Source organism: Allobosea sp. 05T439 (genome assembly GCF_056396005.1).
In genome coordinates this window covers 119,345-133,123 of the sequence record NZ_JBFTKP010000008.1, presented here as the reverse complement: position 1 = coordinate 133,123, position 13,779 = coordinate 119,345, and the positions used below count along the sequence as shown (strand labels likewise).

Annotated in this window: 12 protein-coding genes; 6 read left to right on the top strand and 6 right to left on the bottom strand. The window is 66.5% G+C overall.

Features of this window, described 5'->3' with window-relative positions; genetic code table 11:
* Positions 1 to 28: 28 nt before the first annotated feature.
* The gene (gene phoB / locus AC1DIO_RS11760; protein ID WP_043235687.1) at positions 29 to 727 is read left to right on the top strand and encodes a phosphate regulon transcriptional regulator PhoB; all 699 of its coding nucleotides are present in this window, start codon (positions 29 to 31) and stop codon (positions 725 to 727) included.
* Between the two features lie 65 nt (positions 728 to 792).
* On the opposite strand, the gene AC1DIO_RS11755 is transcribed toward phoB, so the two are convergent.
* Complete coding sequence (locus AC1DIO_RS11755; protein WP_476853429.1) at positions 793 to 1,167, bottom strand: YnfA family protein; 375 nt, start codon at positions 1,165 to 1,167, stop codon at positions 793 to 795.
* Positions 1,168 to 1,241: 74 nt separating this feature from the next.
* Between AC1DIO_RS11755 and AC1DIO_RS11750 the strand changes: the two genes are divergently transcribed.
* Complete coding sequence (locus AC1DIO_RS11750) at positions 1,242 to 2,459, top strand: TIGR03862 family flavoprotein (protein WP_441506368.1); 1,218 nt, start codon at positions 1,242 to 1,244, stop codon at positions 2,457 to 2,459.
* Positions 2,460 to 2,468: 9 nt separating this feature from the next.
* Here the strand turns inward: AC1DIO_RS11750 and greA are convergent, their stop codons facing one another.
* Complete coding sequence (greA, locus tag AC1DIO_RS11745; protein WP_441506367.1) at positions 2,469 to 2,936, bottom strand: transcription elongation factor GreA; 468 nt, start codon at positions 2,934 to 2,936, stop codon at positions 2,469 to 2,471.
* Positions 2,937 to 3,499: 563 nt separating this feature from the next.
* Between greA and AC1DIO_RS11740 the strand changes: the two genes are divergently transcribed.
* The 4 genes from AC1DIO_RS11740 to AC1DIO_RS11725 all read left to right on the top strand — a co-directional run bounded on the left by AC1DIO_RS11740 (position 3,500) and on the right by AC1DIO_RS11725 (position 9,000).
* Complete coding sequence (locus AC1DIO_RS11740; RefSeq protein WP_441506366.1) at positions 3,500 to 3,916, top strand: DUF1801 domain-containing protein; 417 nt, start codon at positions 3,500 to 3,502, stop codon at positions 3,914 to 3,916.
* A gap of 185 nt (positions 3,917 to 4,101) precedes the next feature.
* A complete protein-coding gene (uvrB, locus tag AC1DIO_RS11735; protein WP_441506365.1) occupies positions 4,102 to 6,759 on the top strand; it encodes an excinuclease ABC subunit UvrB in 2,658 nt (885 codons plus the stop codon).
* Between the two features lie 178 nt (positions 6,760 to 6,937).
* On the top strand, positions 6,938 to 8,068 hold the full coding sequence (gene nirK / locus AC1DIO_RS11730; RefSeq protein WP_476853428.1) for a copper-containing nitrite reductase: 1,131 nt from the start codon (positions 6,938 to 6,940) through the stop codon (positions 8,066 to 8,068).
* 50 nt (positions 8,069 to 8,118) lie between these two features.
* Positions 8,119 to 9,000, top strand: coding sequence for a formylglycine-generating enzyme family protein (locus tag AC1DIO_RS11725; RefSeq protein ID WP_441506363.1), 882 nt, complete (start codon positions 8,119 to 8,121; stop codon positions 8,998 to 9,000).
* A 142-nt stretch (positions 9,001 to 9,142) separates the two neighbouring features.
* On the opposite strand, the gene AC1DIO_RS11720 is transcribed toward AC1DIO_RS11725, so the two are convergent.
* The 4 genes from AC1DIO_RS11720 to AC1DIO_RS11705 all read right to left on the bottom strand — a co-directional run bounded on the left by AC1DIO_RS11720 (position 9,143) and on the right by AC1DIO_RS11705 (position 13,760).
* Positions 9,143 to 9,781, bottom strand: coding sequence for a redoxin domain-containing protein (locus tag AC1DIO_RS11720; RefSeq protein WP_441506362.1), 639 nt, complete (start codon positions 9,779 to 9,781; stop codon positions 9,143 to 9,145).
* A gap of 22 nt (positions 9,782 to 9,803) precedes the next feature.
* Positions 9,804 to 11,975, bottom strand: coding sequence for a protein-disulfide reductase DsbD family protein (locus tag AC1DIO_RS11715; protein ID WP_441506361.1), 2,172 nt, complete (start codon positions 11,973 to 11,975; stop codon positions 9,804 to 9,806).
* 280 nt (positions 11,976 to 12,255) lie between these two features.
* Positions 12,256 to 13,020 (bottom strand): ABC transporter ATP-binding protein, encoded by a 765-nt coding sequence (locus tag AC1DIO_RS11710; RefSeq protein WP_441506360.1) that lies wholly within the window; start codon positions 13,018 to 13,020, stop codon positions 12,256 to 12,258.
* On the bottom strand, positions 13,008 to 13,760 hold the full coding sequence (locus AC1DIO_RS11705) for an ABC transporter permease (protein ID WP_441506359.1): 753 nt from the start codon (positions 13,758 to 13,760) through the stop codon (positions 13,008 to 13,010). Before AC1DIO_RS11705 ends, AC1DIO_RS11710 begins: the two co-directional genes overlap by 13 nt.
* Positions 13,761 to 13,779: the final 19 nt, after the last annotated feature.

Here is a 13,779-nt window from a genome sequence, read left to right as displayed (position 1 = left end):
GCCCGACACCTTTGGGACCGAGTGAGACATGCCTGCACGCATCCTGATCGTTGAGGACGAAGAGCCGCTGACCCTGTTGCTGCGCTACAATCTCGAAGCCGAGGGCTTCGAGGTCGACAGCGTCGCGCGTGGCGACGATGCCGAGCTGCATCTGCGCGATCATACGCCGGACCTCGTGCTGCTCGACTGGATGCTGCCGGGCCTTTCCGGCATCGAGCTCTGCCGGAGGCTGCGGACCCGTCGCGATACCGAGCGGGTGCCGATCATCATGCTCACCGCCCGCGGCGAGGAAACCGAGCGTGTGCGCGGCCTCGCCACCGGGGCCGACGACTATGTCGTCAAGCCGTTCTCGCTGCCCGAGCTGATCGCCCGCATCCAGGCGTTGCTACGCCGCGCCAAGCCGGGTCATGTCGCCGGCCTGTTGGCCGCCGGCGATCTCGAACTCGACCGCACCACCCGCCGTGTCCGCCGCTCAGGCAGCGAGCTGCATCTCGGCCCGACCGAGTTCCGCCTGCTCGAATTCCTGATGCAGGCGCCGGGGCGGGTCTATTCCCGGGCCCAGCTGCTCGACGCGGTCTGGGGCCGCGACGTCTATATCGACGAGCGCACCGTCGACGTCCATGTCGGCCGGCTGCGCAAGGCGATCACTCCTGACAACGCCAAGGACCCGCTGCGGACCGTGCGCGGTGCCGGCTATGCCTTCGACGAGACCTTTGCGCGGAGCTGAGACTTGGATCATCGGGGACTTGGATCATCGGGCCGGATATCGAATCCGCCCGACGATCTAACCGTCTATGGTTGCATCGGCCTTCCCGAAAACCGCAATCCACCTTTCGGGCCGATACCCTCGCGCGGCCCTGCGATAATAATCGCCGCGCCGGCGAGGCAGATCAGCCCACCGATAATGTCCCAGCGGTCGGGGCGAAAGCCTTCCACGGCCCAGAGCCAGGCGAGCGAACTGACGATGTAGACGCCGCCATAGGCGGCATAGGCCCGTCCGGCGGCTTCGCTCTCCGCCAGCGTCAGCAGCCAGGCGAACAGGGCGAGCGAAAACAGTCCGGGTACGAGCCACCAGATGGGCTTGTCGAGCCGGAGCCAGCCCCAGAACGCGAAACAGCCGGCGATTTCGAGAATGGCTGCGCCGAAATAGGCGGCGATGGTCGGCATGGTTCGTCCCTGTCGATGGCCTTCGGGGCGGGATTACCCTTGACCGCAGGGCGCGCTGACGGCAAGCCGGACCGATGCCCACACATCACGTCGCCATTATTGGAGCAGGGCCCTCCGGGCTGATCGCGGCCGAGCGCCTTGCGGCAGCCGGGGACACCGTCACGATCTACGATCGCATGCCCTCGCCGGCCCGCAAATTCCTGCTGGCCGGGCGCGGCGGATTGAACCTTACCCATTCCGAACCGCTCGACAGGTTCCTGCCCCGCTATCGCGATGCGCAAGCCTGGCTGGAGCCGGCCATTCGCGCCTTCCCGCCACAATCCCTGCGCGACTGGGCCGATGCGCTCGGGCAGGACACGTTCGTCGGCAGCAGCGGCCGCGTCTTCCCGCGCGCCATGAAGGCCTCGCCCCTGCTGAGGGCATGGCTGCGCCGGCTCGATGGTCTCGGCGTCGCCTTCGCGCCTGGGCAGCGCTGGACCGGCTGGAGCGAAGCGGGAGCTCTGACGTTCCGGAGCCGCGATGGCGCCGATGTCGAGGCGCGGCCCGACGCGACGCTGCTCGCGCTCGGCGGTGCGAGCTGGCCACGGCTGGGTTCGGATGGTGGCTGGGCACCCTTGTTGGCGGCGCGCGGCGTTGCGATCGCGCCGCTGCGCCCGGCCAATGGCGGTTTCACGGTCGATTGGTCCCAGACCATGCGAGAGCGTTTTGCCGGAGTACCGTTGAAGCGCATCGTCCTGAGCTTCGGCGGCCAATCCGTGCCCGGCGAGGCGATGATCGATGCGACGGGTCTGGAAGGCGGCGCGGTCTATGCACTCTCTGCCCCGATTCGCGAGACGATCCTGCGCGAGGGCAGGGCGGTCATCACCATCGATCTGCGGCCCGATCACGAGGCGGCACTGCTGGTCCAGCGCCTCGCGCATCGTCGCAAGGGCGTGACGCTGAGCAATCATCTGCGCAAGGCTGCAGGTCTTGCTCCATCCGCGATTGCGCTGCTGCGCGAAGCGGCGAAGGGGCCACTCCCCGAAGACGCGGAGAGGCTGGCCGCACTGATCAAGGCCGCGCCTCTGGTGCTCACCGGTCTCAGACCGATCGAGCGGGCGATCTCCACCGCCGGTGGCGTCGCCGCGGCCGAGGTCGAGGAAGGCTTCATGCTGAAACGCTTGCCCGGTACCTTTGTCGCAGGCGAGATGCTGGATTGGGAGGCGCCGACCGGCGGCTATCTGCTGCAGGCCTGTTTCGCGACCGGAGTCGCAGCTGCAGCAGGGATTCAGGCCTGGCTCGCGGATAGCTGAACGATCGCCTCAGGAGATCGCGATGATCTCGACCGCCTCAGTGCCGATGCTGACGCTCTCGCCAATGCCCTTGCCCATCAGCGCGCTCGCCAACGGCGCGACATAGGGCAGCGTTCCGTGTGCCGGATCGGCCTCGTCCTCGCCGACCAGCCGCCAGTTCTGCTCGCGCCCATCGGCCCGGCGGATCGTCACTGTCGAGCCGAAGCGGACGATGTCGTGCCTTTCCTGCGCAGGGGCCAGCTTGGCGCTGGCGCGCCGCGCCGCCCAGTAGCGGAACTCGCGCCGCGTCTGAGCGATCTCGGTGCGGTCGCCTCCGGCCAGCGCCGCCGCGTGTTCGTCATGCCAGCGCGCCAGCTGGGCCTCGATCTGTGCGAGCCCCTCAGGCGTCACGAGGTTCGGGTGAGGCGAGACTGGCCGGTCCGGCAGCTCGTCCAGGGTCCCTCTTTCCTCGGCTTCCTTGACGAAGGCGCGAGTCATTCTGGCCTCCTCCTATTGATCTCGGCACATCCGGCGAACCGGACCACAGCTTTCAGTGTTACGTCCTCACGACTGCTTGCGATGCAGCGCCAACCCGATGCTGGAATCTGAAGCGGCGATCACTTGGAGATGGGGATCAGGCACTGCCGAAGACAAGACCCGAACAGTCTACACCCCCGTGTCCGGCCGCACCATCAAGAGCAGAGCCATCGCGCGCTGCCCCTGGCCCCCGATCACGAGCGCAGTCCCGTTCCCAAGGGGGCAGCCGATGCCGGAAGAGCGCCGCGCTTGCGTCGGGCCGTCCGTCGCGGCCACCTTGATCCTGAGTTGCGAGACCCGACGGCGATCGTTGCGCGCGCAGGCTTCGATTGACTGACGTATAGCCCAATGATTATGAATGCAGATCAATAGCCAGAGAGTTATGCGTTGTGATCCGTGCAGACACACCGTGCTCTCCAAGACGTTTACCGGCCGGCCCAGCCTCTTCGAGAGGTTGCGCTGCGATCTCGAGCAGACGGTTGGCCCGATCCCAGAAGCGAGAGTTCCGGAGAGAAGGGAAGATCATGAGCCAGAGCGAGTCCCAGAACGAAAACTCCCCGTCTCGGATGATCGACGAGCGGATCACCGAGCTGGGCGACTGGCGAGGCAAGATGCTCTCCCAGCTCCGCGTATGGATCAGGCAAGCCGATCCTGAGGTGGTAGAGGAGTGGAAATGGCGAGGGGTTCCGGTGTGGTCCCACGACGGATTGATCTGCACTGGGGAGACCTACAAGAGCGTCGTCAAAATGACCTTTGCCAAGGGGGCCTCACTCGACGACCCATCGGGCCTCTTCAATTCCAGTCTGGATGGCAACACCAGGCGGGCCATCGACATCCACGAGGGTGAGACGATTGACGAAGGGGCATTGAAGGCTCTCATTCGCGCAGCCGTGACCCTCAACATGTCCGGCGGCTGCGGCAAGACCAAGTCCCGCGGATAAGCCTCGCTCCGTCTCGATATGCGCCGGCGCGCGATGAAAGCCGGACTTGCATCGCGCCCACCCCCGGGACCGCTTCAATCCGGCTTCTCCTGCCACGGTGTACTCCTGTCACCTGCTGTCAGTTATCCGCCTGCTGCGACGGCGTACCCCTCGCGCTCCGCCCGGTTTCGCCCCATATTGCCGCCATGCCGAAAAGCTCCGACACGACCGCCAAGGCTAAGCCTGCAAAAAAGCCCGCCTCCGCGCGCACGCCGAACTCCAAGGCCACCAAGCCCGAGTTGAAGCCGCTCGAGGGCTATCTCGCCGATCTGCTCAATCCCGCGATCAACCGCGGCAGGGCGGTCCCGGGCGGCGCCTCCGGTTTCAGCGACCAGCCGCAGGCCGGTTATGGCGAGCCGCGCCCCGGCGACACCAAGCTGAAGAAAAAGCCGAAGAAAGGCGACGCGGCCTCTGCCTTCGGCGAGGCCGAGGGCGAGACCGCTGCCTCCGTCACCGCGCATTCGCTGCAGCACCTGCTCGAGTCCGGCAGCCCCTTCATCGATCCCGGCAAGCCCTGGACGCCGCATCGCCCGGCCCGCCCGGACAAGTCCGAGGGCGGCATCGCCTTCCGCATGCAGTCGGATTTCGAGCCGGCTGGTGACCAGCCGACCGCGATCGCCGATCTCGTCGACGGCGTCGCACGGCAGGAGCGCGACCAGGTCCTGCTCGGCGTTACCGGCTCCGGCAAGACCTTCACGATGGCCAAGGTGATCGAGGAGACGCAGCGCCCGGCTCTGATCCTCGCCCCGAACAAGACGCTGGCCGCACAGCTCTACGGTGAATTCAAGAGTTTCTTCCCCGACAACGCGGTGGAGTACTTCGTCTCCTACTACGACTACTATCAGCCGGAGGCCTACGTCCCGCGTTCGGACACGTTTATCGAGAAGGAATCCTCGATCAACGAGCAGATCGACCGCATGCGCCACTCGGCCACGCGCTCGCTGCTGGAGCGCGACGACGTCATCATCGTCGCCAGCGTCTCCTGCATCTACGGCATCGGCTCGGTCGAGACCTATACGGCGATGACCTTCGCCATCAAACTCGGCGAGCGCATCGAGCAGCGTCAGCTCATCGCCGATCTCGTCGCCCTGCAATACAAGCGCACGCTTGGCGATTTCGCCCGCGGCACCTTTCGCGTGCGTGGCGATGTCATCGAGCTGTTCCCGGCCCACTATGAGGACCGCGCCTGGCGCATCGGCCTGTTCGGCGACGAGGTCGAAAGCATCTCGGAATTCGATCCGCTCACCGGTCAAAAGACGGCCGACCTCGAATTCGTGAAAGTCTACGGCAATTCGCACTACACCACGCCGCGCCCGACGCTGACCCAGGCTGTCAAGTCGATCAAGGAGGAGCTCAAGGCCCGCCTTGAGGAACTCAATCGCATGGGGCGCTATCTCGAAGCGCAGCGGCTCGACCAGCGTTGCACCTTCGACATAGAGATGATCGAGTCGACCGGTTCGTGCAACGGCATCGAGAACTATTCGCGCTATCTCACCGGCCGAAAGCCGGGCGAGCCGCCGCCGACCCTGTTCGAGTACCTGCCCGACAATGCGCTGGTCTTCACCGATGAGAGCCACGTCACCGTGCCGCAGATCGGCGGCATGTACCGGGGCGACTTCCGCCGCAAGGCGACATTGGCCGAATACGGCTTCCGCCTGCCGTCCTGCATGGATAACCGGCCGCTGCGCTTCGAGGAATGGGACGCGATGCGCCCGCAATCGGTGCATGTCTCGGCGACGCCCGGCGGCTGGGAGATGGACCGCACCGGCGGTGTCTTCACCGAGCAGGTCATCCGTCCAACCGGGCTGATCGACCCTCCGGTCGAGGTCCGCCCCGCCAAGCACCAGGTTGCCGACCTGCTCGACGAGATCAAGGAGGTCACCGAGAAGGGCTACCGCAGCCTCGTCACCGTGCTGACCAAGCGCATGGCCGAGGACCTGACCGAGTACCTCCACGAGAACGGCGTGCGCGTGCGCTACATGCATTCCGACATCGACACGATCGAGCGCATCGAGATTCTGCGCGATCTCCGCCTCGGCGCTTTCGACGTGCTGGTCGGCATCAATCTGCTGCGCGAGGGCCTGGACATCCCGGAATGCGGCTTCGTCGCCATTCTCGACGCCGACAAGGAAGGCTTTCTGCGCTCCGAGACTTCCTTGATCCAGACCATCGGCCGCGCCGCCCGCAATGTCGACGGCAAGGTCATCCTCTATGCCGACCACATCACAGGCTCGATGGAGCGCGCGATGGCGGAGACCAATCGCCGCCGCGAGAAGCAGGAGGCCTATAACCTCGCGAATGGCATCACGCCGCAGACGATCAAGCGCGCCATCGGCGACATCCTCGGCTCGGTCTACGAGCGCGACCATGTCACGGTCGACAAGGGTTTGGTCGATGCGCCGATCGCCGGGCACAACCTCAAGGCCGCCTTGGCCGATCTCGAGAAGCGCATGCGCGAGGCTGCCGCCGATCTCGAATTCGAGACGGCCGCCCGGTTGCGCGACGAGATCAAGCGCCTGCAGGCGACCGAACTCGCCATCTCCGATGACCCGCTCGCCCGCCAGAGCGATGTCGAGGCCTCGGCTGGCAAGTACAAGGGGGAGCGCAGCTACGGCGCGTCGGCGAACCTGCCGACACGGGCGCGCAAACCCACCGATGAGGACATGGGCCCGCATAACTGGGGCGGCGGCGAAGCCAAACCGGTCTCGCGTCCGCGCAAGCCGAACTTGGACGAGATGGGTCCGGTTCCGGAATCGCGGCCGAAGGGCGCGGGGGAACAGGCCAAGCGACGCGGCCGGCGATAGCTGCCCGTAGTGGCTCTGCCCGAGTCCAGCATCTGCCGTTCCCTGCTCCGGGCGCGCCAGCGCCACGGCCAAAGGGCTGCAAGACCTACCGCCCGAATGCTCTTCGACCTTGGTCCGTAGTTCCACGATTGCACCGCCGGTATCCTTTCGAATGAATGGTGCTCAAGGGGGGATGGCCATGGGACAGGCATTCGAGATTGCCGGTGGTAAGGCCACCATCTCCCGACGTGCCGCCCTCAGGGGCGCCGCATTCCTGGCCGGGGCGCTGGTCGCTCCAGCATCGGCTCAGGTGCTCGATCTGCCGCGACAGAAGGTCGAGTTCGTCGCACCGCCCTTCGTTCATCCTCACGAGCAGGCGACCAAGCTGGGCCCAAGGATCATGGAGTTCAGGCTCTGGGTCGAGGAGAAGAAGATCGTTATCGACGAAGAGGGCACCACGTTGCAGGCCATGACCTTCAACGGGTCGATCCMTGGGCCGCTTTTTGTCGTGCACGAGGGTGATTATGTCGAGGTGACGCTTGCCAATCCCGACACCAACTCGATGGCGCACAATATCGACTTCCATGCTGCTGCGGGCGCATCAGGCGGTGCCGATCTGACCTTGATCAACCCCGGGGAGCAGACCGTGCTGCGCTGGAAGGCCACCCGGACGGGTGTGTTCGCTTATCACTGCATCCCAGGTGCCATGACCCCCTGGCATATCACCTCGGGCATGAGCGGCGCCGTGATGGTGCTGCCGCGGGACGGCCTCAAGGATGCGGCCGGACGGCCGCTTCACTACGATCGCGTCTACTACATCGGCGAGCATGATTATTACGTTCCGCGCGACGAGAAGGGCAAATTCAAGCACTACGACACGCATGGCGACGCCTACATGGACACGATGGAGGTCATGCGAAAGCTGGTGCCAAGTCACGTCGTGTTCAACGGCGCGGTCGGAGCCCTGACGGGCAAGAACGCGATGCCCGCAAAGGTCGGTGAGAACGTGCTGATCGTGCATTCCCAGGCAAGCCGCGACACACGTCCACATCTGGTCGGCGGGTTCGGAGACTATGTCTGGGAGACCGGCAAGTTCTCGAATCCTCCCGAGACCAATCTCGAAACCTGGTTCATTCGGGGCGGATCCGCGGGCGCGGCGCTCACCAAATTCCTTCAGCCCGGCATTGTCGGATACGTGAACCACAACATGATCGAGGCCTTCGAACTTGGTGCGACAGCCCATTTCAGGGTCGAGGGTCAATGGAATGATGACCTGATGACCCAGGTAAAGGCGCCCGAACCGATTGTGAGCAACGTCGCGCATAAATGATCTGACCATCACCCGCCTAGGGCCGTCGGACGGCCGCCTCGGGAGGCATCATGCTGTCCGCGTTCAAACTCATGGCCCTGGCCAGCGCGGCGCTGGCGCCCATCGCGATCTCGGCCCTTGCGCCGGGATATGGCACCGGATCGGCGACAGCACGTGCGCCGTTCCCGGAGCTCGTGGAACTGCGGTCCGGTACATTCCGTTACCGTGCCAGCGGCGAGTTCTTGCGGGACGGGAAGCCGATCATCGCGCCGATTGTGGCGGTTGCTGTCGACAGGCCGCTGGCTGTGATGAAAAATCAGGTCACGGTCGCGGATTATCTGCGCTGCGTCAAAGCCCGAGCGTGCCCGATGGCGGGCACCGACGCTGCTGCCGTTGACCGTCCCGTCGTCGGAGTGAGCTGGCGGGATACTCAGGCCTATGCGTCCTGGTTGTCACGCGAGACGGGGGCGACGTTCCGGCTACCGACGGACGGCGAGTGGGCCTATGCAGCCGCGAGCCGATTCCACGACGACGCCCTGCCGGAAAACCTCAGTGGCGGCGACCCCGGCCAGCGAGCGCTTGCGATCTATGACAGGGACGCGAGCCGCGTGACGACAGTCGCAAAGGCGCCACAACCGATTGGAAGTTTCGGCGCGAACGAGAATGGCCTTCTCGATTTGGCCGGCAATGTCTGGGAATGGACCGACACCTGTTTTCAGCGCATCGCCGTCGCTGCTACGGGGGCAAGGACGGCTGTCCTGGCCAATTGCGGGGTTCGCGTCGTTGAGGGCCGCCATCGGGCCTACATGGCGGATTTCGTTCGCGATGCGCGCGCCGGCGGCTGCGCATCCGGCACGCCTCCGAGCAATCTCGGCTTCCGGCTCGTACGTGACGACGTTTCCCGGCCCGGATGGAGCTTTGTCTTGGGGCTGGTCCAGCTGGTCGCGAGATAGGCGACGCTCAAGGAGACGCCCTAAGCGCCGGCCGGACCAGGGATCCGATCGTCGATGTGGCCGATCAGGCACCATGCCGCGCTGACCTCGACATAGGTGGATCGGCGGCACCGCGACAGTGCGGAGGCGGCGCTCGCTGCTGTCAGTTCAGCGGGGCGAGCTTGATCGCGCAGCCATAGGCCTTGGTTGTGGCTTCTGAGATCGGTTTGCCGGCCTTCATTTCGGCGACTGCCTGGCGCACATAGCTCTTGGCGCCGTTCAGGCTGGCGGCGCTGGCCGAGGGCTTGTCGTCGATCGCGCCCGCATAGACCAGCGTGCCCTTGCCATCGATGATGTACAGATGCGGCGTGGTCTGCGCGCGATAGGCGCGGCCCATGGTGCCCTTGGGGTCGAGCAACAGGTCGCTGGGGGCGGCGTTGCGCGAGGCGGTCAGCCCCTTGGCCTGGGCGGCCGTGACATAGCCCTGCTCACCCGGCGGTGAGGAGACGACGCTCAGCCAGACGATGCCTTCCTTCGTCATATCGCGCTGCAGGCTCTGCATGGTGCCGCTGTTGTAGTGTTTGCGGACATAGGGGCAGTCGTGATTGGTCCATTCCAGGATCACGGTCTTGCCCGCGAATTCCGGGAGCGACCGGGTCCGGCCGTCGACATCGAGCGCCGAGAAGGCGGGGGCCGGCGCACCGATCCGCGGGCCGCTCTGCGCGAGCGCCGGGGCCGCTGCGAGGGTGAGGCCCGCAAGGACCAAGCCTGCGATGAACCTCTGACGTGTCACAGCTGTCATGTCTGCCTCCGTCTTCCCAGGATCAGGGTCGGTTCTGCGCGGTCCTCGCCTCTTTGCCGGCGGCACGGCCGGCGGCCTCGACCAGCATGTCGGTCGTCAGGAGTTGTGGCAGGATTTCGGGCGGCGCGCCCTTCGTGCCGGGATAGAACAGGTAGAGCGGCACGCCGGCCCGGCCGTGCTCGGCAAGTGCGGCTGCGATGGTGGCATTGCGGTTGGTCCAGTCGGCCTTGAGATAGGCGACGTTCAGCTTGGCAAAGGTGTCCTTGACCTCCTGCCGGACCAGCGCGACCCGCTCATTGGCAAGGCAGGTGATGCACCAGGCCGCGGTGAAGTTGACGAAAACGGGACGCCCTTCCGCTTGCAGCGCGGCGACGCGCTCGGGAGACCAGGGCTCGATGTCGCCGGCTCGTGCTGCGTCCGTCGCGCTTGGAACGGCACTCTGCAGCACGAAGGCCCCGGCGCTGACGGCGACGAACAGGGCGAGAGCCGACAGGGCGACTCGGGTCCGCCCGCCAGCACTGCGGCCGAGGCCGAGCAGCCAGACGAGGAAGCCGGCGGCGAGGATCGCAGCCAGAGCGGCAAGCACGCCGCCGGGGCCGGCCTGGACGGAGGCGACCCAGACCAGCCAGGTCGCAGTCGCGAACATCGGGAAGGCAAAGGCCTGCTTGAGGATGACCATCCAGCGGCCGGGCTTGGGCAGCAGACGCAGCCAGCCGGGAGCGAAGGACAGGAGGACCACCGGCGCGGCAAAGCCGAGCGCCAGCGCCAGGAAGACCGCAAGCGCGATCTGCGGCGGTTGCGTCACGGCATATCCCATCGCCGCGCCCATGAAGGGGGCGGTGCACGGCGTCGCGACGATGACGGCGAGCGCCCCGGTCATGAAGGCGCCCAAGCGTCCGCCGCTGGAGGCAAGCCCATGTCCGGCACCCTGGACGGAGCCGCCGATTTCGAATGCGCCGAGCAGGTTGAGGCCGATCAGCACCATGATGACCGCCAGCGCGATCACGACGGGCGGCGATTGCAGCTGGAACCCCCAGCCGATGCTGGTGCCGAGCGCTGCCAGCGCGATCACCGCGCCGGCAAGGATGATGAAGCTGGTAAGGACGCCGCAAAGGAAAAGCAGACCCTGCTCGCGCACCTCGGCGCGGCTCGCCTGCGCGGCCTGCGCGAAGCCGAGCGCCTTGATGAACAGCACCGGCAGCACGCAGGGCATCAGGTTGAGGATCAGGCCGCCGGCGAAGGCGAAGGCCAGTGCCGCCCAGAGCGTCAGGTTGCTTTCGGGCGCTGCGGCGACGCGCACCACGGCCGGGGCCTGGGCCGCTTGCGGCGCCGTGGTGGAATTGACCAGCGCAGGCTCGACATCGGCCATCAGGCTCAGCGCGCGCGGCACGCCGGCCTCGCGATAGGTGATGACCCCGCTGAGCTCGGTCTCGCCGACCTTGAACGAGCTGGAGCGGGCAAGTTGCAAGACCGTGCCGGCGGCAGTGTTCGTCGCGGTCTGCGGGGCTGCGTGCTCGATCAAGGTCTCGAGCAGCGGGAAGTAGCGCAGCTCCTCGACGGGCTGCCCGAGGCCCGGCAGCGCGAGGGCGAGCGCATCGCCGTCCTGGGTCAGCTTCGCCCGGAAATCGGCAGGTTGCGGCAGCGCGGCGCGGGCCGCATCGATCCGCGACTGTGCCGCCTCATCGGCGACCGGGGCCGGGCCGACCTTGAGGTCGAGCGTGAAGGAGCCTTCCTCGGGGATGCAGATTTTTTCGCAGACCAGCCAGGTCGCGTTCGCCTTGAGGGCAAGGCGCTCGCCCGGCTGTGCGCCTTCGGGAACGGTGATCTCCACCGGCAGCAGCACGGCATCGCCGAAGCCGAAATTGACGAGCGGCTCGACCGGGAGCGCCTTCGGCGCCGGCCATTGGATCGCACCGACGCTGAAGCCTGCGGGCAATGTCCACTCGATCCGCGTCGGTTCGCCGGAATCGCCGGGATTGGCCCAGTATGTGTGCCAGCCCTTGGCGATCTTCTGGCTGAGCGCGACCTGGAAGCGCTCGCCGGGCGCAACGACGTCGCGGCTGGAGAGCAGGGTCGCAGTGACGCGGGGGCTGGTGACCGCAGCAGATTCGGCGGCAAGGGCGGCGCCGGGCAGGAGCAGTGCGAGGATGAGAAGGCCCCGCCGCAGCAAGCCGTTTGTAATGCGCTCGACCATGTTTTCCGTCATCAAATCGTAAAGGCCTCAGCTCACCTGCCCCAGATTGGCGCTGCGCGCCAATGACAAGCCGGTGATAGCGCGTGAGCAGGGCCTTCTTCGGGCGTCAGGCGCAAGGATGCCCCGCGCTATGATGTCGCCCCGCGCACGGGAGCGTCACCATTCCGGACGAGCCGCGCAGCGCCGCCGTTCCGGACGCGATCATCGCTCCCGGCGCCCGGGAGGGTGTCCGAGGCTGCGCTGCGCGTCGGCTGGAATCACGACGTGGTGTGACCGGCGATCAGATCGCTGCGCCATCCGCGACGATATCGGCGCCAAGTCCGCGGCGCACGGCCCGCACGATCTCGGTCTCGGCGGCGGCCCCGCGGCGGCGCGGGCGCGGAGCGGCGATCCGATGCTCGGCGATGATCTGGCCGGGTGCGCCCGAGAGCACGACGACGCGGTCGGCGAGATAGGCAGCCTCGTCGATGTCGTGTGTGACGAAGAGCACGGTCTTGCCGGTGCTTTGCCAGACGCGGATCAGCTCGTCCTGCAGGGTTTCGCGCGTCAGTGCGTCCAGTGCCGAGAAGGGCTCGTCCATCAGCAGGATTTCCGGCTCGACCGCGAGCGCGCGCGCCAGCGAAACGCGTTGGCGCTGGCCGCCCGAGAGCTGGTGGGGCCAGCGCTGTGCGAGCTGACCGAGCCCCACGAGATCGAGCATCTCCTGAGCCTGCTTGAGCCGCGCAGGGCGCGAGGCCCGCCCCTCGAGCCCAAAGCCGACATTGGAGATCACCTTGCGCCAGGGCAGCAGGCGCGAATCCTGGAAGACCAGCGCGACCGGCCGGCGGGTCCGGTCCCTGGCATGGAAGATGACCTCGCCGCCGCTCGGTTTGGCGAGCCCGGCGATGACGCGCAGCAGGGTCGACTTGCCGACGCCGGATGGGCCGACAATGGCGAGGAATTCGCCGCGCGCGACCTGGAGGTCAAGCTTGTGCAGCACCTCGGTCGCTTCCCCGTCGCGGGTGAAGGTCAGCGACAGGGCCTTGATGTCGATCACGCTTTCCATCGCAGCACCCATCCCTGGAAAGCGACGAAGGCGGTGTCGAGCAGGCCGTAAAGCGCGGCCATGGTCAGCATGTAGATCACCACGATGTCGGTCGCGAGCAGGCTGGAGGCCTGCATCATGCGCTGCCCGACGCCGGCGACACCAAAGATCTCGGCGGCGACCACCGCCATCCAGGCCTGGCCAAGCGCGGTGCGGACGCCGACCAGAATGCCGGGCATTGCGGCCGGCAGCAGGATCTTGCTCAGACGCTGCCAGGCCGATCGGAAACCAAACGCATCCGCGACCTCGATCAGGTCACGATCGACGCCGCGGATCGCGCCCTGTGCCGCAAAGAAGACGATCCAGAACACGCCGATGGCGATGATGAAGACCGCCGCCGACGGATTGACCCCGAACCAGATGATGGCGAAGGGCACCCAGGCGAGGCCGGGAATCGGCCGAAGCACGCGCACGACCCAGGCCGTGGCTTCGTCCGCGGTGCGCGACATGCCGACGAGCACGCCAGTGGCAATGCCGAGGCCGGCGCCGACGATGAGGCCCGTGAAATAATGGCCGAGCGAGCCGCCGATCGCCGACAACCACGCGCCCGAGGTCACTTCGCGCCAGAATGCCTTCGGCAAGGCAGACGGGCCAGGCAGGAAGGCTGGGTTCACCAGCCCGAAATGAGGGATCGCCTCCCAGAGCAGCAGGAAGGCGAGGAGGCCTGCAAAGGCGAGGGCCGGAGCCCTGAGCGAGGTCAAGATCAGCCGCCGGATTCTG